Genomic DNA, 20308 nt, shown 5'->3' on the forward strand with positions numbered 1-20308 from the left:
GACGATAGGAGCATGATCGACATCACACCCATCAGCGGCGGCGACAGCGATGCCCCGCTCCTCGAGGTCAAAGACCTCGCAGTCACGTTCAGCACCACCTACGGCGACGTCAAGGCCGTCGAAAATGCGAGTTTCTCGCTCAGGCGCGGAAAAACCCTCGCGATTGTGGGTGAGTCAGGGTCGGGCAAGTCAACGACGGCGATGGCCTGCATCGGCCTGCTGCCGTCCAACGGCCGGGTCACGGGCGGGAACATCATGTTCGAGGGCCAGGACCTCGTCACGCTGCCCGAATCGAAGATGCGGGCCATCCGCGGCCGGGCCATTGGTCTGGTGCCGCAGGACCCGATGTCCAACCTCAACCCGGTCACCAAGATTGGCACCCAGGTGGCTGAGACCCTGCTGGTCCACGGGATGGCGACCAAGAAGAACGTCAAAGAGCGCGTCATCGAGGTCCTGACCGCCGCCGGCCTGCCCGACGCCGGCGACCGCGCCAAACAGTACCCGCATGAATTCTCCGGCGGGATGCGCCAGCGTGCCCTGATCGCCATTGGGCTGGCCTGCCAGCCACGGTTGCTGATCGCTGACGAGCCGACCAGCGCCCTCGACGTCACCGTCCAGCGCACCATCCTTGACCAGATCGACGAGATGACCGAGCAGTTGGGCACCTCGGTGCTGCTCATCACCCATGACCTGGGGCTCGCCGCTGAGCGTGCGTCAGATCTGGTGGTGATGCACCGCGGCCGGGTGGTGGAAGCCGGCCCGGCGCTGCAACTCCTCAACGATCCTCAGCACCCCTATACCCAGTCGCTGGTCCGCGCTGCCCCCAGCGTGGCGGCGGTCCGCCTCCAGCCGGGGGCCTACAACGCCGACGCCGGCAAGCGGACCGAGGCGGCGGAGGCGGTATTCGTCGAACACCAGACCGACACGGCGTCGGCCGTCCCTGCCTCCGAGCCGGGCAGGAATATCGTGGAAATCCGTGACCTGACCAAGGTCTACAAGCGGCGCGGCAGCTCAGAAGACTTCTACGCGGCGAAGAACGTCACCCTTGACGTGCCCCGTGGGCAGACCGTCGCCATCGTGGGCGAGTCCGGCTCGGGCAAGACGACCACCGCACGGATGCTCCTGAAGCTGATCGAGCCGACGTCGGGCACCATGACCTTCGACGGCATGGATGTGGGAACACTGGACAAAGCCCAGCTGGCAGACTTCCGGCAACGGGTGCAGCCCGTCTTCCAGGACCCCTATTCTTCGTTGAACCCCATGTTCACCATCGAACGGATCATTGAGGAACCGCTCAACGCCTATAAGCGGGGTTCCAAAAGTGAACGGCGCGCCAGGGTACGCGAATTGATGGACCAGGTCTCCCTGCCACAGACCGCCCTGCGCAGGTATCCGTCGGAGCTGTCCGGCGGGCAACGGCAGCGCGTAGCGATTGCCCGGGCGCTGGCACTGAAGCCCGAACTTATCGTCTGCGACGAGCCGGTCTCAGCGCTGGATGTCCTGGTCCAGGCGCAGATCCTCAAGCTACTCGGCGATCTGCAGGCTGAGCTGGGCCTGAGCTACCTGTTCATTTCCCACGACCTCGCCGTGGTTCGCCTGATCTCCGACTACGTCTGCGTGATGAAGGACGGCGAGCTGGTGGAGGCCGCGAGTTCCGAGGAAGTGTTCCAGAATCCGCGCCACCCGTACACCCGGAAACTGCTGGCCTCGATCCCCGGCAACGAACTGAACATCGCCTGACATTCCACCAGTGAACGAAAAGATCCCGGCACCAGTTGGTGCCGGGATCTTTTGTCGTCTGCGGTCGGGTCCGACTACTTCCCGCGGGTTTTGGGGTCCAACGACTCGCGCAGCGACTCGCCCAGCAGGGTGAAGCCCAGCGCCGTCACCGCGATACAGATGCCCGGCAGGAACGCCAACTGCGGCGAGTTAGCCAGCTCGGCCTGGGCGTAGGTGAGCATCCGTCCCCACTCGGCGGTCTGCGGCAGCCCGCCGCCCAGCCCCAGGAACGACAGCGCGGCGGCGTCGATCACTGCGGTAGCCAGCGTAAGAGTGGCCTGAACGATGACCGGGCCCACACTGTTGGGCAGCAAATGGCTCATGGTGATGGTCGAGCGGCTCAGGCCCAGCGTCTGGGCGGCAAGGATGTAATCCGAACCACGCTGGGACAGCATCGAGGCGCGGAGCAGCCGCGCAAAAATGGGTATCTGTGAGACACCGATCGCGATCATGACCGCGTACGGGCCCTGTCCCAGGATCGCGGCGATACTGACAGCGAGCAGAAGGTTCGGCACCGACAACAGGATGTCGACGAAGCGCATGACGACGGTGTCGACCCAGCCGCCCAGACCGCCCGCCAGCAGACCCAGGAGCATGCCGCCGAGCAGGCCAAGGGTGGTGGCGACGACACCAATCAGGAGGGACGCCTGAGCGCCCCAGATCAGCTTGCTGAGCAGATCTCCACCGAACCGGTCCAGCCCCAGCGGGTAGGCGTCAATCTCGCCCGGCCCCGGGATGTTGATTGGTGTGACTTCGGTCCGCCCCGGCAGCTCGTTGCCACCGTACGGTGCAAGCACCGGTGCAAGGATGGCCACGAGGATGAACAGGCCCACGATGATGGCACCAGCGATGGCCTGCGGGTTTCTTTTGAGCCGACGGAAGGCATCCTTCCAGAGGCCGGTGCCCGCGCCGTCGGGAATGGTCGGTTCGGTAGGCGTTGGTCCGCCGCCGGCCGCTGGAGGCAAAGTGGTACTCATTGCACACGCACCCTTGGGTCGATGATGCTGTAGGAAACGTCAACAATCAGGTTGATCAGTGCATACAGGAGGGCAATAAAGATGATGAATCCCTGCAGCACCGGGTAGTCGAGCTCGAAGATCGCATCGCGCAGGAATCGGCCGATCCCGTTGAAGGCGAAGACCGTCTCGGTCAGCACCGCGCCGGAGAGGAGCAGGCCCACCTGCAGTCCGATCGTGGTAACCACGGGGAGCATGGCGTTGCGCAGGATGAATCGGTTTCTGATGGTCTTCTCCAACAGGCCCTTCGCGCGCGCGGTGCGGACGTAGTCGGCGTTCTGCACCTCAAGCACGGAGGCCCGGGTGATCCGCACAATGATGGCGAGCGGAATGGTGGCCAGCGCAATGCCCGGCAGGATCAGGTGCTGGAACGCGTCCCAGGCGGCATCCCACTCGCCCGTGAGGATCCCGTCCAACACATAGAAGTCGGTGACGTGGGTGGCATCAATTCGTGGATCCTGCCGTCCATCCGGGGGCAGGATGGGCCACTGGATAGCAAAGATGTATTTCAGGATGAACGCCAGGAAAAATACCGGAATAGTAATACCCAGGAGGCTCAGGACCACCGAGCCGTGGTCGACGAACCGCCCGTAATGGCGGGCCGCCAGATAGCCCAGTGGGATACCGATGCCGACCGCGAAGATCAGGGCGACGATGGTGAGCTCGACGGTGCCGGGAAACCGGCTGGCAAATTCCTCGAGAACCGGGCGGTTGGTCATGATGGAGGTCCCGAAGTCACCCTGCAGGAGCTTGCCCATATAGGTGAAGTACTGGGAGATGATGGGCTCGTTGAAGCCATACAGCTCATTAACCCTCTCCACCGCTTCCGGGGTGGCACGCTCGCCCAGCAGGGCTGTTGCCGGACCGCCGGGAAGATTGCGTACCCACAGGAACAACAGGATCGACAGGCCGAACAGGGTTGGTACAAGCAGCGCGAGGCGCTTACCAATGACGCGTAGCACGAGGTCCTTTCAAGAACGAATCAAACACTTGCCCTGACGGCAGGGAAGCCGGGTCCGAGCGGACCCGGCTTCCTTGCCATGAGTGGTACTACTCGCTCAGTTCGATCATGGAGAAGACCTCGTCATTGACGGGGCTCGCCGGATAGGACGTGACCCGGGGAGCGAAAGCCAGGGACGGCGCCGGGTGAGCCAACGGGATCGCCGGGTTGAACTGGGCGATCTGTTCGTTGATCTCCACGTACGCTGCCGTCTGCTCGTCACGGTCAGTCATGCCGCGTGCCTCGCTCAGTGCGTCGAACAACTCAGGATTGTCGAAGCCGAATTCGAGCTTCTCCTGGCCGAAGAACACACCGAGGAAGTTGTCAGTGTCGTTGTAGTCGCCCGTCCAACCCAGCAGGTGGATGCCGTGATCAGGAGTCGCCTGGATCTTGTCCAGGTAATCCGGGGTCCACACGTCGGGTGCCGGCGTCGTGGTGATTCCTACTGCTGCAAGCTGGTCGGACAGGTTGGTGAAGACCTGCTCTGGCGTTGGCATGTAGGGCCGTGACACGTTCGTTGGGTAGTTGAAGTCGATCTCAAAGCCGTCCGGGTAGCCTGCTTCTGCAAGCAGTTCCTTGGCGAGTTCGGGATCGTACTCGTAGGTAGTGACGTCCTCGTTGTAACCATCGACTACGTCAGGGATGAACTGGGTGGCCAGCTGAGTTCCCTCGGGAAGCGTCTGGTCAATCAGAGCCTGCTTGTCGATGGCGTGGTGGATGGCCTCCCGCACAAGAGGATCACTGAGTTCCTCGACCTCGTGGTTCAGGCCCAGGTACAGGATGGTGAACGGATCGCGAGGGACGATCATGAAACCCTCGTCCTCAAGAGCCGGGATGTCGGCCGGTGAAACCAGATCGAACCCATCGACGGTGCCCGCCTGCAGGGCCTGGGTGCGGGCCTGTGGGTCGCTGATCATCCGGAAGATGACCGTCTCCACCTGGCCCTGTTCTCCCCAATAGTCCTCGTAGGTGGACAGCTGCAGCTGCTCGCCTGGTTCCCAGGAATCGAACTTGAAGGGTCCGGTACCGGCCGGGTTGCCCTCGGCGTAGGCGCTGATTTCTGGTGCCTCGGCCGAACCGCCGATGTCATCGGCGCCGAACTCTTCAAGCGCCGTCGGGCTCTGCATGGCAAACGCCGGCAGCGACAGGGCAGGAATGAACCCGGCGAAGGGCTGCGCCAGTGTGACGGTGGCCTCGAGGTCCCCGTTCACCTCGCAGGATTCGTAGACCGCTGCCTCAGGTGAGTCAGCGAAGCCACGGAACAGGTTGTTGTAGTAGTAGGACACTGAAGGCGCCTGGGCGATTCCGGTCCAGTTGTACCAGCGCTCGAAGTTGAAGCAGACTGCCTCTGCGTTGAAGTCGGTGCCATCGTGGAAGGTGACACCCTCCTTGAGCGCGAAGGTAGTCGACAGGCCGTCCTCGGTGGTTTCCCATGACTCAGCGAGCAGGGGTGCGGGATCAGCCGTTCCTGGCTCAACACCGACCAGGCCCTCGAAGATCTGGCGGCTGACGCGGAAGGTCTCGCCGTCGCTGGCGAACGCGGGATCAAGGGACAACGGATCCGCTGAGGCAGCGAAGACGAACGTCGAATCGACAGCCTCGTCACCGCCGTCGGCCGTGCCTTCTTCCCGCTGGCTTTGAACGCAGCCGGAAAGCAACAGCGCACCGATTGCCAGTCCAGCCGTCATAGCAGCGGCCCGCTTCCTGGCGGGACGTGAGCTGCGCGACGGTGTGGCGCTTTCTTGCATGTTGAGCTCCTCATGTACGAGTGATAAGGCAGTGCACGTGACGTGATGCCCTGACGGCGACGCAGCGCGTAGCAATCTGTGGAATGAGCTTAACCCGGGGGAAGGGTTGTTATGGGATTTACATCACAGAAGAGATTACGATTTGATCACGCGTCCACCGCCCGCAGGCGCCCTCTCGGGTGAGCTGCGGGGCGGTGGACCCAGCGGTTCGGAGGAAACACCATGCCCGAAAAACTCGACACCGCCGCCTGGTACCGGCGGTTCGCTCTCATTGAAACCCGCGGATATTCAGCCACCTACGATGCGTGGTGCACCGGGATCAGCGAGGATTCAGACGTGTTGCAGCTGCTCGACCAGCTGCCCGCCGCGAAACGTCAACCGAACCTGCTGCTGGGCGCCGCACGGTTCCACGGCGCCCAGCCGGTCCCCTACCCGGAGTTTCGGGCCTTCCTCCTGGAACGCTGGTCCCAGGTGCGCGAGACGATGCTCGCCCGGAGCACCCAGACCAATGAGGCGGGCCGGTGCGCGGTGCTCTTGCCGCTGCTCGCACAGATCGCGGCGGACTCCGGCGACGAAAACACGCCGCTTGCCTTGATCGAGGTGGGTGCGTCAGCGGGATTGTGCCTGTACCCGGACCGCTACGGGTACTCGTACGACGGCGGCCCCGTGCTGTCCACAGGCGACGTCCCTGGCCCGCTGGTCATGGAATGTGCCACCACTGGTGGTCCCCCGCTGCCCGACCGGGTGCCCCACGTGAGTTTCCGGGCAGGTCTTGACCTGAATCCGCTCGATGTGGCAAACGACGACGACGTCGCCTGGCTGGAGGCCCTGGTCTGGCCTGAGCACACACACCGACTGGACCGACTGCGTGCCGCCGTCGCGGTGGCCCGGCGCGAGCCGCCGTTGTTGGTCAAGGGGGATCTAGCCGTGGACCTTGAGGACTTGGTGCAGCGGGCGCCCGCCGACGCCACCGTCGTGGTGTTCCACAGCGCCGTCCTTGCCTATGTTGACGAGGTGGGACGTGGAGCATTTCGGGACACTATGCTGCGGCTGACGGCCGATCGGCACCGTCCTCTTCATTGGCTCTCCAATGAGGGGTATGGGGTGCTGCCCGGCGTCGAGGGGGCGCTGAAGAAAGAGGACGTTGAAGTGGACCGCCTGTTTGTCCTCGCCCACAATGGGCGGGCGGTGGCCAGAACGGGCGGCCATGGACAGGCCCTGGACTGGTTGAGCCGCTAGCGGCGGTTGCACTGTCCCGCGGACACCGTGTCGGTGAAAACGCTGGCCTGGTCGGCGATTGGGCGCAGTTCGGCCAGAGTGAGGGCGTAGCCCACCGGGGCGTCCTGGGTGGATTTGGCGAAGATGACCCCTGCCACCCTTCCCTCCAGATCCAGCAACGGGCCGCCGGAATTTCCCTGCTGAACGTTTGCCGCGAGGCTGTAGACATTCACCGACGACGGGTCGGCCCCATAGATGTTCGCAACCAGCACGTCGCTGCGATTCTGGATGCTGGCCGGCTGGATCTGGAAGGGACCACCCGCGGGGTAGCCGGCAAATGCCGCAGTGTCCCCGGTGACCAGGTCCTCCCCGAGCGGCAGGGCTGCCCGGTCCAGACCGTCGACGGCAAGAACGGCAATGTCCCGTACGGCGTCGAAGTGAACGATCCTGCCGGGCAGTGCTCCCCCACCCGGTATCTCCACCACCGGTTCGTTGACCCCTGCCACCACGTGCGCGTTGGTCACCACCCGGCCCGGGGCGATGATGAAGCCGGAACCGGTCTGGTTCTGGCCGCATTGGAAAGCCGTGCCGGCGATCCGCAGCACCGATTCGGAGGCAGCCGCCAATTCAGGGGTGTCCACGGCTGCGTCGGGAACCGGCAGGGGTGCCGCCGGGGCAACGCTTTCGAGGATGGTGGGGATCCCGTCGTCGACGGCGATCGTGCGCAGCTGGGCCATCCAGGTGCGCACCGGCGCCGGCGTCAGGTTGTCGATTCCCCTGATCACTTGGGACGAGGCGATGGATTGGGAGAGGAAGGGCATGCCGAGGGTGCCGATGCTGAAGGCCAGCATGGACATCACCAGTGCAGCGACCACCACGTTCACCGCGCCACCGAGCAGCCGGTCCACCGTTCGGATCGGCCGGAAATCGAGGGCCCGGCGGATGGCTCCTCCAAGCCGTGAGCCCAGGGCCTGCCCAATGACCACCAGCACCAGTGCGGTAAGGATGATGGCGGGAAGCCGCCAGGCGTCGTCGGGCACCCATTCGCTGACAAGGGGGATGGCGAAGAAGGCCGCAACCGCGCCGGCGACGAAACCCGCGATTCCGCCGAGGGTCACCAGGAACCCGTTGCGAAGGCCAGCAACGAGATACCCGACCAGGGCCAGCACCAGCAGGATGTCCAAGATGGTGAAGTCCGGCACGTGCGCTCTCCCTGATCCTTGAGAGGCGCTTCGCCTCCGTTACCCGTGTGAGTCTATCCGGCGGTACTGACAATCTCCTGAGCGCTGGCGGCACCCCGATGGGCGCCGGCGAGCGCCGATCCGGGCCGTTTGGGCCTGTTCGGTAGCCAATTCGGCTATTCCGACGGCGAACACGCGTGTAGCAGGTGTCACAACTTCGTTATGTACGGCAAGATGGAATGAGCCGACAATTTATCAGGAGAATTCATGGACATCGAGGTACTGCGCCGAGCGCCACTCTTCGCTTCACTGGGCGACGACGTTTTCGCCGCACTCACCGACGAGCTGACCGAAGTGGATCTCTCCCGCGGGGCCTCAGTCTTCCGCGAGGGCGATCAGGGCGACCAGCTGTATTTCATCGTGTCCGGGAAGATCAAGTTGGGCCGTACCGCTCAGGATGGCCGCGAGAACCTGCTGGCCATCCTCGGCCCAGGCGAGCTCTTCGGGGAGATGGCGCTCTTCGATCCCAGCCCCCGTACCGCGACGGCCACCGCCGTTTCCGAGACGCGCCTTGCCGGCCTGAAAAATGAGAACCTGCGGACGCTGCTGGAAACGCGTCCCGAGGTTTCCGCGCAGCTACTGCAGGCCCTGGCCCGCCGGTTGCGCCGTACCAACGAATCGCTGGCCGACCTGGTGTTCTCGGATGTCCCGGGCCGCGTGGCGAAGGCCCTGCTGGACCTGGCCGACCGGTTCGGCCGTCCGGCCACCGACGGCATCCTGGTCGCGCACGAGCTGACGCAGGAGGAGCTGGCCCAGCTGGTTGGCGCTTCCCGCGAGACCGTCAATAAGGCCCTGGCCGAGTTTGTGCAGCGGGGGTGGCTGCGCCTCGAGGCGCGCGCCGTCGTCATCCTGGACATCCAGCGGCTGCGTCAGCGCAGCCGCTAAAAGTTTTGTGCAGCTGCGGCGGGTAACTGCCACGGCGTCGGCCTAGCTGATAAACAATTGTGCAGTTGTGGTGGGGCAGGACGCGTCCAACCCACCACAACTGCACAGTTGATTAAGGACACCCACCGGAGCTGCACTAATCAGTCGGGGATGGCCCTGTTACAGCAGAACAAGTAGGGGTGCGGGTTAGCGGCCCCGCTGGGCGGATCCGCCCTCAGTGGCCACAGAACAGGCGACCTCAAGCATCGGGTCGGCCTCTTCGGAGGGGGCGACGAGGTGCGGGTAGTAGACCTTCATGGGTCTCTTATGCGACAGGTAGGCCACGCAGCCCTTGGACGACCCGATCTTCTCCAACATCAGCTCGACGGCGGGAACGGCTATCTCGTCGAGTGTCCGGCCGACCGAATTGGGCTGGCCCACCTCGTCTCCCAGAGCCGTGGTCTCGGCGCGCGCCACTTCCCGCGCGGCACACCGCCACTCGCCCCAGATGCCCTTGCTGGCAAGCACCGACGCTTCCTGCCCGGTGGGCTGCGCCGCAGCGAAATAGTGAGTGTCGAACCGGCGGTGGGCGTAGTCCGGGCTGAGCCAATGGGCCAGTGGCTTCAACAGGTCGGTGCGGAGTCCCAGCCCCCGGCGCGTCAGAATTTCGGAGAAGGACCGCTCTTGGGTGGCGATGTCCTCGCGGGCCTTCATCCATTCAGGATTCCGGCTGCCGTCGACGAGGGAGACAGCGTCCGGCCCCGCCAGCAGCACCCCGGTTTCCTCAAACAGTTCCCGGATGGCACCGATCACATGGCGCCGCGCCACAAACAAGTCGTCAATCCCCATCGCCTTGGCCCACTGGGCGGGCGCGGGACCGAACCAGGCGACGTCGTCGTCGTCGGATTCCTCGATGCTGCCGCCCGGAAACGCGACGATCCCCAACGGGGACTCGCCACGCCGGTACGACAAATAGGTTTCGGTACCGGCCGGAGCGTCACGGATCAGCACCACCGACGACGCGAGACGCGGCTTGACCGGCGTACGCTCGCCATGTTCTACCCAGCTTCGCGCTGCGCCAAGCTGGTCTTCGGGAACGGGGAAAAGACGGTTACTTATGTGGCCCACAGGAATCAGACAAACTCCGCGATAATCTCGACTTCCACCGGCGCATCGCGGGGAAGAACTGCGACGCCGACGGCGGAGCGTGCGTGTGAGCCGGCGTCGCCGAGCACCTGCCCCAGGAGATCGGACGCCCCATTGATGACCTGAGGCTGGCCAGTGAAGCTCGGGTCGGAGGCGACGAAACCAACAACCTTGACAATCCGACTGATCCGGTCCAGATCCCCGATCTGGGACTTGATAGCCGCCAGGGCGTTGACCGCGCAGGTCGCCGCGTATTCCTTGGCGGCCTCCGGGGTCACCTCGGCGCCGACCTTGCCCAAAGCTGGGAGTTCGCCGTTAATAAGGGGGAGCTGCCCAGCGGTATACACATAGTTACCCGTCACCACTGCGGGGACGTAGGAAGCCAGAGGCTGCACGACGTCCGGAAGGGTGATGCCGAGGTCCAGCAACCGCTGTTCGACAGCCGATGTTGGGTTGTCGGTGCTGGTCACGACTGGTTCTTCTCTCGTTTCAGGTAGGCGACGAGGCCCTTGCCGTCCGGTCCGGGAACTACCTGCACCAGCTCCCAGCCGTCCTCTCCCCATTGATCCAGAATCTGCTTCGTGGCGTGGATGATGAGCGGAATTGTGGAGTACTCCCATTTGGTCATGGTTCACAGACTAGCGCGTGCTTGTAAACTGGAGTAATGGCTGCTCGTAAAACACCGATCATTGACACGGCAACCACCTTGGGGAAGATGATTGCGTTTCTCGGAATCAGTGCTTTGAGCGGGGTGCTTGCTGCGGGTCTACTGGTCCCAGTCGCTGCGGCGGCGGGTACCGGTGCTTCCGCATCGATTCAGTTCTTTGAAGAACTACCAGCGGAACTGGAACGAGGCGCCCTCGCGCAGCCGTCCCGGATCCTCGCCTCGGACGGGTCGCTCATCGCGACACTGTATGAGGAGAACCGCCAGCCGGTCACCCTCGACCAGGTCTCCCCCAACATGGTGAACGCCCTCCTCGCCATTGAGGACGCCCGTTTCTATGAGCACGGCGGCGTGGACCTGCAGGGCATCATGAGCGCTGTGGTGAGCAACGTCAGCAGCGACACCACCCGCGGCGCCTCCACCATCACCCAGCAGTACGTCAATAACGTGCTGATCGACGCCAGCCTGCAGAGCGGCGACGGATCGGTCACGTTCAGCGGCGGAAAGACCCTCGGCGACAAGCTCCGCGAGGCGAAACTGGCCATCGCCGTGGAGAAGGAACTCAGCAAGGACGAGATCCTTGAGGGCTACCTCAACATTGTGCCGTTCACCGGCACCACCTACGGCGTACAGGCAGCGGCACGGTACTTCTTCAACGTCGAAGCCGTTGACTTGAATATCCAGCAGTCGGCGCTCCTCGCCGGCGTGGTCAACGGACCCACCTTCTATAGCCCGGAACTCAACCCGGAACGCGCACTTGAGCGTCGCAACCTGGTCCTCGGGGCCATGTTGTCGAACAGCCACATCACCCAGGAAGAGTACGACGCCGCCGTCGCCACCGATCTGGGTCTGGCCATCACCCCTACGCTGAGCGGTTGCGTCGGAGCTGAGCAGGCTCCGTACTTCTGTGACTATGTCACCCACCTGATCCTGAACGACCCTGCGTATGGCGAAACCCTTGAAGCACGGGAAGACACCCTGTACCGCGCGGGTCTGACTATCACGACGACGCTGGATCCCGCCGCGCAGACCGCGGCGCAGACAGCCATCAACGAAACCGCTGGCCGCGAGACCACCGACCCCTCAGTGGGACACTCGATGGTCAGCATGGAACCCGGAACCGGCGACATCCTGGTGATGGCACAGAACACCAGGTACATGCCCGGCACCGAGCCGGGCGATTCGGTGCTGAACTTCAATGTTGATCAGTACAGCGGCGGAGACCCCAACCAGCCCTTGGGCGGTGTGGGAGGATTCCAGCCCGGATCGACCTTCAAGCCCTTCACTGTCGCTGCCTGGCTCGAAGACGGCCGGGCGTTGAACACCACCATCGACGGCCGCAAAAGGATCTACCCCCAGTTCGATGAGTGGGAAGCAAGCTGCTATCCCGACGGAACGTATGTCCTGCCTGATGAGGACGGGTACGAACCGCAGAACTACGGGGACATCAACTACGGCAGCTACACCGTCCTTGAAGGACTGGCCCAGTCCTACAACACCATCACCATGGAGACAGCACGTCAGATCGACCTCTGCATGCCGTTCCAGATCGCCGCGGATCTAGGAATCCACGATGGAAAGAGCGCCGACGGGGATTACACACCGTTGACAGTGTCACCTTCAGCCCTCATTGGCGGCGGAACTGAGGTTTCACCGCTCTCGATGGCCACTGCGTACGCGGCATTGGGGGCAGAGGGGATGACCTGTGAGCCTCGGGCGCTCACTGAAGTGGTAGCCGTTGACGGCACCAGCTTCCCCGTTCCTGAAGCGGCCTGCGAACAGGCGATTCCCGAGGAATTGGCTCGCGGAGTGAACTACGCCACCGAAGCTGTCATGGAGCGAGGCTCGGGTCAGCTCCTGGAGTTCGGGGACATTCCCATGGCCGGCAAGACAGGAACCAACGATGCCCGGTCGCAGACCTGGTTCATGGGGTACAACTCGGGCATGGCAACTGCCACCTGGCTGGGTAACTGGAAGGCGAACAGCGTCAGCTTGGGCGAACTGCAGATCGGCGGCCAGATTTACCCCGAAATTGATGGTTCGTTCATTGCGGCTCCGTCCTGGGAGCGGTTTATGCAGCAGATACCTGGGCTGCACTCGGGAGAACCCTTCACCGATCCGCCCCAGCGGATGCTGAACGCCCAGCGACCCACGCCCCAGACCGAGCCCGGGAACGGGAACGGCAGCGGCAACCAGGCCGGGCGGCCCGGCGGCAACCAGGGTGACCCAGGGAACAGCGGACCACCCGCAGATGCGCCGCCAGGAAACAGTCCTGAGAATCCAGACAACAACGAAGACGAAGGCTGATTTTGGGTTCATCGAAGCTGCTCGACGCCACGACGATCGCGTTGGGGAGTACCGCCGCGGTCGCAGTCGCCGGCCTCGGCTACGCCTCACTGGTGGAACGCAATCTGTTCCAGCTGCGTGAGGAGAACCTGGCCATCCTGCCCCCGGGCAGCCGTCCGCTGCGGGTCCTGCACCTCTCCGACATTCACATGGCGCCCCGGCAGACGGCCAAGACCCAATGGTTGAAGGGCCTGGCCCGGCTGAAACCAGATCTCGTGGTCAACACCGGAGACAACCTCAGCCACCGCAAGGGTGTTGAACCGCTGCTCAAGGCCCTCGGCCCGCTGATGCAGTTTCCCGGCGTGTTCGTGCCCGGGTCCAATGACTACTACGCCCCCGTGCTGAACAACCCGCTGCGGTACTTCTCTGGCCCCTCGACGCACCGCTCCGGGCGGGAGCCGAAGGCCTTGCCGTGGGCCGAAATGTTCAGGGGCTTCGGGAACGCCGGCTGGATTGACCTCTCCAACCGTTCCCAGTCGGTCGCGATGGGAAATCTCCGGCTCGACTTCACCGGTGTGGATGATCCGCACCTCAACCGGGACAGCTACGCGGGCTACCCGGCCGGTAGCAGCACCTCCCCCGACGCGCGGCACCTGAAAATCGCCGTCGCGCACGCCCCCTACCAGCGGGTCCTGGACTATTTCACCGCCGGCGGCGCACACCTCATCCTTGCCGGCCACACCCACGGTGGTCAGGTCTGCATTCCGGGTTATGGGGCACTGGTCAGCAACTGCGATCTTCCCACCTGGCGGGCGCGCGGCGTCACCGACTGGGAGCACGAGGGGCGCAGCATCCCGCTGAACGTGTCAGCGGGAATCGGGACGTCGCGGTTCGCGCCGGTCCGTTTCGCCTGCCGCCCCGAAGCAGTGCTGCTCACGCTGACAGCACGGTAAGCCGCCGACCCGGCGGTACCCTTCGGCCGCTCGGGACAGCGGTTGAGCTCTGACATAGGATAGTTGCTACGGGACACAAAGTGCCCGCTCCTGCTCGATCCTCCTCTCAGTGTCAAAGACAGAAGCATGCAGACTCAAACCACCCTGTGGGAATCACTCCGCCGCCTGTACCCGCACATCAAGCCCATCCTGCCGCGGCTGATCCTGGGCCTGGCCTGCGCGCTGGGCGCCAGCCTCATGGCGCTGGCCATCCCGCAGGTCTTCCGCGTGCTGATCAACGATGCTCTGGCGGTGGGAGGCGCGACGTCGACCGTCTGGATCGCCGCAGGAGTGGTCCTGCTGCTGGGCGTCCTCGAAGCGACCTTCGTGGCATTGCGCCGCCAGTTCGTCATCGCGCCGGCGACCACCGTCGAGACGAAAATGCGGACCTCCTTCTACCGCCACCTGCAGGATCTGACCGTCGCTTTCCACGACCGCTGGGGCAGCGGCCAACTCCTCTCCCGGGCCATGTCTGACCTGAACCTGATGCGCCGGTGGATGGCCTTCGGATTGATCATGCTGGTGGTGACGTCGCTGACCGTGGTGATCGGCGTCGTCGTCATGTTCCTGACCTCCTGGGTACTGGCCCTGATCTTCCTGGCCGCGGCGCTGCCCATCATGATCTACGGCTTCCGGTTCCGTACCTCCTATAGCAAGGTGTCCCGCAAGAGCCAGGACCAGGCCGGCGACCTGGCCACCACCGTCGAGGAATCCGTGCACGGCATCCGGGTGCTGAAGGCTTTCGGCCGCAGCCGCGAAGCCCTCGAAGGCTTCAATCTGCAGGCCGAGGAGCTCCGGCAGACGGAAATCTACAAGGCCCGCTCGCTGGCCAACTTCTCCCTGATCGTGACCCTGCTGCCGGAGCTGGCGTTGGGCGCCTCGCTGGTGGTCGGCGTGTTGTTTGCCGCCAACGGGGAACTCTCGATCGGCGCCCTGGTGGCCTTCTTCGCCACCGCAGCGGTGGTGGCCACCCCGGTCGAATTCATCGGTCCGCTGCTGGCCATGACCTTCACCGCCAAGACCGCCATCGACCGGCACTACGAGGTCATGGAATCCGTCAACACCATCACGGATCCCGAGGAACCGGTCCGGCTGACCAATCCCCGCGGCGAGGTGACCTTCACCGACGTGCACTTCCGCTACCCCGACGCCGAGGACGGCACCGCCGACGTGCTCAACGGCATCAACCTCACCCTGCGGGCGGGTGAGACGATGGCGCTGGTCGGCGTCACCGGGTGCGGCAAGAGCACCCTCCTGCAACTGGTCCCCCGCCTTTATGAGGTGACAGCCGGTTCCATCAGGATCGACGGCACCGATCTGCGCAGCATCTCCATCGACGACCTACGCACCCATGTGTCAGTCGCGTTCGAGGACACCACTCTGTTCTCCAGCTCGGTCCGCGAGAACGTCCTCATGGGTGCCGAGCCCCGGGATGACACACACGCCGAGAACATTCTGGAGGAGGCGCTCGACGTCGCCCAGGCGCACTTCGCGTATTCGCTGCCCGACGGCGTCGACACCCTGATCGGCGAGGAGGGCCTGAGCCTGTCCGGCGGCCAACGCCAGCGGATCGCCCTGGCCCGGTCCATCGCCGCCAAACCACGGGTGCTGGTGCTCGACGACCCGCTCTCGGCGCTCGACGTGCGGACCGAGGAGCTCGTCGAGGAGGGCCTGCGGAAGGTCCTCGATCACACCACCACGCTGATCGTCGCCCATCGGCCCTCGACCGTTGCCCTCGCCGACCGGGTGGCGTTGCTTGAGGACGGCCGGATCACCGACGTCGGCACCCACACCGAACTGCTGGCCCGCAACACCCACTACCGCTACGTGATCGCGCGCCTCAAGGACGAGCCAACCGATCTTGACTCCGAGCTCGAAGACCTGAAGAACGACGACGAGGGGGCACTCGCGTGAGCACATCACCACAGCCGAACAACGGGAAGGCACCCGCGGAGGGGACGTCGTCGGGCGTCGCCAACGAGGACGATGTCCTCCTGTCCAAAGCCCAGAACAAGTCGGTCCGGTCCCGCTCCTTCCGGCTGCTGGGGTCCCTCGTCAAACCCAACCGGCGCCAGTTCATCTGGACCATCTCGCTGGTGGTCGGCTCCCAGGCCGCCCGGGTGGCCGGCCCGGCGATCATCGCGTTCGGCATCGACAACGCCCTGCCGTCACTGCTCGACGGCGACCCGACCTACCTCTGGCTCGCCGGGCTCACCTACCTGATCGCCGCCGTCCTGACAGCCACCCTGACCGCCGGGTATGTCCGGGCGACGGCGCTGCTCAGCCAGGCGATGCTGCTGGACCTGCGGCTCCGCGTCTTCCGGCACACCCAGCGGCTGAGCCTCGAATTCCACGAAAAGTACACGTCGGGGCGCATCATCTCCCGGCAGACCTCCGACCTGGAGGCGCTACGCGAACTCCTGGATTCCGGGGTCAGCTCCCTCGCGTCCGGCGTCATGTACATGCTCTTCACCGCCATCACCATCTTCATCCTCGACTGGCGGACGGGCCTGCTGATCCTGGTCGCCGCGGTACCGATGTTCCTGCTGGCGCGCTGGTACCAGAAGCACTCACAGATAGCGTTCCGCTCCTCCCGGGTGGTGTCGGCGCGGCTGATCGTCCACTTCATTGAGACCATGACCGGGATCCGCGCCGTCAAGGCCTTCCGCCTCGAGGAAGTCAACGCCGCCAAATACGATGAGCTGGCCGAGGACTACCGCAAGGTCACCGTCCGGTCCATCAACCTCAACGGCATCTTCCAGCCCGGCCTGGTGCTGATCGGCAACGTGACCGTCGCCGTGGTGCTCCTGGTCGGTGGGTTCCGGGTCCTGGACGGCACGCTGGCCGTCGGCGCCCTCCTCGCCCTCCTGCTCTACAGCAAACGGTTCTTCCAGCCGGTGGACCAGATGGCCATGTTCTACAACTCCTTCCAGTCGGCGTCGGCGGCGCTGGAGAAGGTCTCCGGCCTGCTGGAAGAAGTGCCCACCGTCCGCCCGCCCCGGAGCCCGGTGCCGCTGAAGGATCCCCGCGGGGAGATCAGGTTCGACGGCGTAGAGTTCCGGTACGGCGACGGCCCGGTCATCCTGCCCACCATGGACCTGCACATCCCTGCCGGCCAGACCATCGCCCTGGTGGGTCAGACCGGTGCCGGCAAGTCCACCCTGGCGAAGGTCATCGCCCGGTTCTACGACGTCTCCGCCGGCAGCATCACGCTTGACGGCGTTGACATCCGGGAAGTCGATCCACGCGACCTGCGGCGCGCCGTCGTCATGGTGACGCAGGAAGCGTTCCTGTTCAGCGGCAGTGTCGCGGACAACATTGCCCTGGGCAGACCGGAAGCGAGCCGGGAGGAGATCGAGGAAGCGGCCCGCTCCGTAGGCGCCGACACGTTCATTAAATCCCTCCCCGAGGGTTACGACACCGATGTGAACAAGCGTGGCGGTCGGGTGTCCTCGGGGCAGCGGCAGCTGATCAGTTTCGCCCGTGCGTTCCTGGCCAACCCTGCGGTGCTGATCCTGGATGAAGCGACGTCGTCGCTGGATATCCCGAGCGAACGGCTGGTGCAGGAGGGGCTGCAGAAGCTGCTCGGTAACCGCACCGCCCTGATTATTGCCCATCGGCTATCCACTGTGTCGATCGCCGACCGAGTGCTCGTGGTTCACGACGGCGAGGTGGTGGAGGACGGTACGCCGGCGGAGCTGATCGGCGGCGACGGACGTTTTGCTACCCTTCATGCGGCCTGGCAGGAGACGCTCGTCTAGCTTTACAACGGCGGGTGCTCGGGTATTCTTTAGAGGTTGCTGGGGCGGTCTCTTTTGAGGGCCGCCAGCTACGGGGTGTGGCGCAGCTTGGTAGCGCGCGTCGTTCGGGACGACGAGGTCGCAGGTTCAATTCCTGTCACCCCGACCACTCATGGCCTCGCGGCTCTGCAGGAAAGCCAGCCGCGGGGCCTTTTTCTTGCCCGCCCAGCACGGTTTCCCACCCACAGCGCACGATCACTGGGAATGTCTGGACAATCCCAGTGACGCAGGCCCACCAGTGGGATTCCCGACGGAGGCTAGACGAAGGTGAGTCCGGTCAGCCGCTCGTAGGCTTCGATGTAGCGGGCCCGGGTTTTCGCGATAATCCCGGCGGGGAGTTCCGGCGGGGTGGAGGACTTATCCCAGCCGGAGGCATCCGAGGTGAGCCAGTCCCGCACGAATTGCTTGTCGAAGGAGGGCTGCGCCTGTCCCGGCGCATACAGGGCGGCATCCCAGAAACGCGACGAGTCCGGTGTCAGCACCTCATCGCCCAGCGTGATCTGCCCGTCGGTGGACAGCCCGAACTCCACCTTCGTGTCAGCAAGGATGATCCCCCGGGACCGGGCAACTTCCTCGGCCCGGCCATAGATGGCCAGGGTCAGGCGCCGCAACTCCTCCGCAACGGGTGCGCCAACGGTGGTGACGACGTCGTCGTAGGCAATGTTCTCGTCGTGCTCGCCCACGGCGGCCTTCGCCGATGGGGTGAACACTGCCGGATCCAACCGGGACCCGTCCACCAGACCGGGCGGCAACGGCAGCGAACACACGGTGCCCGCCGACCGGTACTCCAGCAGCCCGGACCCGGTCAGGTAGCCGCGGGCAATACATTCCACGGGGAACATGTCGAGTTTGCGGCAGATCATCCCCCGGCCAGCCACTTCGGCGGGCACCTCGGTGGACAGCACATGGTTGGGTACCTCCGCGAGCTGCTCGAACCACCACAGGCTCAGCTGGGTCAGGACGCGGCCCTTGTCGGGAATCTCCGACGACAGCACAAAGTCGTAGGCGCTGATCCGGTCGCTCGCGACCACCAGCACCCGGTCATCGGGGCCGGTCAGCGGCGAATACAGATCCCGCACTTTCCCCGAATAGATGTGTTTCCACCCGGGAACATTAGTGAACGACGGCGTGAAGGTCACGCTCAGGCCCCCGCAGGGCTGGCCGCGGAGGCGGCTGACACGGGAGTCAACGGTGACGCAACGATGGGTGCCACCACGTTTCCCCGCGCCGCCTTGAGCGCAATGTCAGTGCGGTACTGCCCACCCTTGAGCTCAAGCAGGGACATCGCGGTGTAGGCCTTCTCGCGGGCGGCGGCGAGGTCCTCCCCCAGCCCGACGACGGCGAGTACCCGACCGCCGGCCGACACCACCTTGCCGTGCTTCAGGGCGGTTCCGGCGTGCAACACCTGCACACCGTCAACGGCCTCGGCCTTCTTCAGGCCACGGACACGGTCGCCCGTGCGAGGCGCATCGGGGTAGTTGGCCGAGGCGAGGACCACCGCCACAGCTGACTGCGGCGACCAGTTGAGGCTTTCGATCCGGTCCAGCCCACCCTTTGCGGCAGCGAGCAGCACCCCACCGAGGGGCGTCTTGAGCCGGGCCAGCACTGCCTGCGTCTCGGGATCCCCAAACCGGGCGTTGAACTCGATGACCCGCAGACCGCGGGCGGTCAGCGCCAGCCCCACGTAGAGAACACCGACGAACGGTGTGCCGCGGTGGGCCATCTCATCGATGGTGGGCTGCGCAACCCGGTCAATCACCTCGTCCACCAGACCGGCAGGCGCCCAGTCGAGAGGAGAATACGCTCCCATGCCCCCGGTATTGGGGCCCTGGTCCCCATCGTGAATACGTTTGAAGTCCTGCGCTGGCGCAAGGGGCAGCACGTTGCGGCCATCCGAGAGGACGAAAAGTGACACCTCGGGTCCGTCGAGGAACTCCTCAATCACGACGGTGCCGCCAGCGTCGAAGCAGGCTTGCGCGTGGTCGAGGGCCTCGGCGCGGTCGGAGGTGACTACTACTCCCTTACCGGCAGCCAACCCATCATCCTTGACGACGAAAGGGGCACCGAAGATGTCCAGGGCCTCGGCCGCCTGTTCGGGGGTTGAGGCTACCCGAGCCATCCCGGTGGGGACGTTGGCTGAGGCCATGATCTGCTTCGCGAACGCCTTTGAGGCCTCCAGCTGGGCGGCCTCCCGCGACGGTCCGAACACGGGGATGCCCGCCTCCTGCAGTGCGTCGGCCACTCCGGCGGCCAAGGGTGCCTCCGGCCCGATGACCACCAGGTCCGAGGCCAGCGACTGGGCCAGCGCGGTGACGGCGGCCGGGTCAGCGGCGTCGACGGTGTGGGTGGTCACGATACTTGAGATACCGGCGTTGCCGGGGGCCGCGTGCACCTCGTGCACGAACGGATCGGTCAGCAACGCTCGGACAAGGGCGTGTTCGCGGCCGCCGGGGCCTATCACTAGAACCTTCACAGTAGATCAGCGTACTGTCTCGGCCGGCTCCTAGCGAAGCTATGACGGGCGAATCACCCCTGTGACAACCCATACTCGCGC

General features: G+C 64.7%; 16 protein-coding genes and 1 tRNA gene. 8 read left to right on the top strand and 9 right to left on the bottom strand.

The genetic code is table 11. The features are described from left to right. Positions 1–12 precede the first annotated feature (12 nt). A complete protein-coding gene (locus IWX62_RS03465; RefSeq protein ID WP_196839983.1) occupies positions 13–1740 on the top strand; it encodes an ABC transporter ATP-binding protein in 1728 nt (575 codons plus the stop codon). A gap of 74 nt (positions 1741–1814) precedes the next feature. Here the strand turns inward: IWX62_RS03465 and IWX62_RS03470 are convergent, their stop codons facing one another. The 3 genes from IWX62_RS03470 to IWX62_RS03480 form a co-directional block, all read right to left on the bottom strand. Further along, positions 1815–2756 (bottom strand): ABC transporter permease, encoded by a 942-nt coding sequence (locus tag IWX62_RS03470; RefSeq protein ID WP_196839984.1) that lies wholly within the window; start codon positions 2754–2756, stop codon positions 1815–1817. Beyond that, a complete protein-coding gene (locus tag IWX62_RS03475; RefSeq protein WP_196839985.1) occupies positions 2753–3757 on the bottom strand; it encodes an ABC transporter permease in 1005 nt (334 codons plus the stop codon). The genes IWX62_RS03470 and IWX62_RS03475 overlap by 4 nt, the downstream gene beginning before the upstream one ends. A gap of 88 nt (positions 3758–3845) precedes the next feature. Then, positions 3846–5543: an ABC transporter substrate-binding protein gene (locus tag IWX62_RS03480; protein ID WP_442859228.1), complete on the bottom strand. Its 1698-nt coding sequence runs from the start codon at positions 5541–5543 to the stop codon at positions 3846–3848. A 222-nt stretch (positions 5544–5765) separates the two neighbouring features. Between IWX62_RS03480 and IWX62_RS03485 the strand changes: the two genes are divergently transcribed. After that, positions 5766–6782 (top strand): DUF2332 domain-containing protein, encoded by a 1017-nt coding sequence (locus IWX62_RS03485; RefSeq protein WP_196839986.1) that lies wholly within the window; start codon positions 5766–5768, stop codon positions 6780–6782. Here IWX62_RS03485 and IWX62_RS03490 read toward each other — a convergent pair. After that, positions 6779–7963 carry a MarP family serine protease gene (locus IWX62_RS03490; RefSeq protein WP_196839987.1) on the bottom strand — a complete coding sequence of 395 codons (1185 nt, stop codon included), beginning with the start codon at positions 7961–7963 and terminating at the stop codon, positions 6779–6781. The genes IWX62_RS03485 and IWX62_RS03490 overlap by 4 nt on opposite strands. Before the next feature lie 246 nt (positions 7964–8209). Between IWX62_RS03490 and IWX62_RS03495 the strand changes: the two genes are divergently transcribed. Further along, positions 8210–8887, top strand: a complete 678-nt coding sequence (locus IWX62_RS03495; protein WP_019483148.1) for a Crp/Fnr family transcriptional regulator — start codon at positions 8210–8212, stop codon at positions 8885–8887. A gap of 186 nt (positions 8888–9073) precedes the next feature. On the opposite strand, the gene IWX62_RS03500 is transcribed toward IWX62_RS03495, so the two are convergent. Genes IWX62_RS03500 through IWX62_RS03510 form a run of 3 tightly spaced genes read right to left on the bottom strand, consistent with a single transcriptional unit; the run spans position 9074 to position 10640 of the window. Next, positions 9074–9994: an NUDIX hydrolase gene (locus IWX62_RS03500; RefSeq protein WP_196839988.1), complete on the bottom strand. Its 921-nt coding sequence runs from the start codon at positions 9992–9994 to the stop codon at positions 9074–9076. A 5-nt stretch (positions 9995–9999) separates the two neighbouring features. Beyond that, complete coding sequence (locus IWX62_RS03505; protein ID WP_196839989.1) at positions 10000–10482, bottom strand: RidA family protein; 483 nt, start codon at positions 10480–10482, stop codon at positions 10000–10002. Further along, entirely contained in the window at positions 10479–10640 is a 162-nt protein-coding gene (locus IWX62_RS03510) for a DUF4177 domain-containing protein (protein ID WP_019483144.1), read from the bottom strand. The genes IWX62_RS03505 and IWX62_RS03510 overlap by 4 nt, the downstream gene beginning before the upstream one ends. A 36-nt stretch (positions 10641–10676) precedes the next feature. Between IWX62_RS03510 and IWX62_RS03515 the strand changes: the two genes are divergently transcribed. The 5 genes from IWX62_RS03515 to IWX62_RS03535 all read left to right on the top strand — a co-directional run bounded on the left by IWX62_RS03515 (position 10677) and on the right by IWX62_RS03535 (position 17863). Then, the gene (locus IWX62_RS03515; protein WP_196839990.1) at positions 10677–12983 is read left to right on the top strand and encodes a transglycosylase domain-containing protein; all 2307 of its coding nucleotides are present in this window, start codon (positions 10677–10679) and stop codon (positions 12981–12983) included. A 2-nt stretch (positions 12984–12985) separates the two neighbouring features. Continuing rightward, positions 12986–13915, top strand: a complete 930-nt coding sequence (locus IWX62_RS03520; RefSeq protein WP_196839991.1) for a metallophosphoesterase — start codon at positions 12986–12988, stop codon at positions 13913–13915. A 126-nt stretch (positions 13916–14041) separates the two neighbouring features. Then, a complete protein-coding gene (locus tag IWX62_RS03525; RefSeq protein ID WP_196839992.1) occupies positions 14042–15868 on the top strand; it encodes an ABC transporter ATP-binding protein in 1827 nt (608 codons plus the stop codon). After that, complete coding sequence (locus IWX62_RS03530) at positions 15865–17715, top strand: ABC transporter ATP-binding protein (RefSeq protein ID WP_196839993.1); 1851 nt, start codon at positions 15865–15867, stop codon at positions 17713–17715. Before IWX62_RS03525 ends, IWX62_RS03530 begins: the two co-directional genes overlap by 4 nt. 71 nt (positions 17716–17786) lie before the next feature. Continuing rightward, positions 17787–17863, top strand: a tRNA-Pro gene (locus tag IWX62_RS03535). 148 nt (positions 17864–18011) lie between these two features. On the opposite strand, the gene IWX62_RS03540 is transcribed toward IWX62_RS03535, so the two are convergent. Both IWX62_RS03540 and purD read right to left on the bottom strand, forming a co-directional pair. Continuing rightward, entirely contained in the window at positions 18012–18893 is an 882-nt protein-coding gene (locus IWX62_RS03540) for a phosphoribosylaminoimidazolesuccinocarboxamide synthase (protein WP_196839994.1), read from the bottom strand. Between the two features lie 2 nt (positions 18894–18895). Further along, positions 18896–20227 (bottom strand): phosphoribosylamine--glycine ligase, encoded by a 1332-nt coding sequence (gene purD, locus IWX62_RS03545; RefSeq protein ID WP_196839995.1) that lies wholly within the window; start codon positions 20225–20227, stop codon positions 18896–18898. Positions 20228–20308: the final 81 nt, after the last annotated feature.

Origin of the sequence: Arthrobacter sp. CAN_A1 (genome assembly GCF_015751665.1) — a bacterium.
Classification (GTDB): Bacteria; Actinomycetota; Actinomycetes; order Actinomycetales; family Micrococcaceae; genus Arthrobacter_D.

Excerpts from the sequence above, each read along its gene's own strand:
- IWX62_RS03525 (WP_196839992.1), top strand. The coding sequence starts at position 14,042 with ATGCAGACTCAAACCACCCTGTGGGAATCACTCCGCCGCCTGTACCCG.
- IWX62_RS03480 (WP_442859228.1), bottom strand. The coding sequence starts at position 5,543 with ATGCAAGAAAGCGCCACACCGTCGCGCAGCTCACGTCCCGCCAGGAAG.
- IWX62_RS03515 (WP_196839990.1), top strand. The coding sequence starts at position 10,677 with ATGGCTGCTCGTAAAACACCGATCATTGACACGGCAACCACCTTGGGG.
- IWX62_RS03510 (WP_019483144.1), bottom strand. The coding sequence starts at position 10,640 with ATGACCAAATGGGAGTACTCCACAATTCCGCTCATCATCCACGCCACG.
- IWX62_RS03465 (WP_196839983.1), top strand. The coding sequence starts at position 13 with ATGATCGACATCACACCCATCAGCGGCGGCGACAGCGATGCCCCGCTC.
- IWX62_RS03495 (WP_019483148.1), top strand. The coding sequence starts at position 8,210 with ATGGACATCGAGGTACTGCGCCGAGCGCCACTCTTCGCTTCACTGGGC.
- IWX62_RS03470 (WP_196839984.1), bottom strand. The coding sequence starts at position 2,756 with ATGAGTACCACTTTGCCTCCAGCGGCCGGCGGCGGACCAACGCCTACC.
- IWX62_RS03485 (WP_196839986.1), top strand. The coding sequence starts at position 5,766 with ATGCCCGAAAAACTCGACACCGCCGCCTGGTACCGGCGGTTCGCTCTC.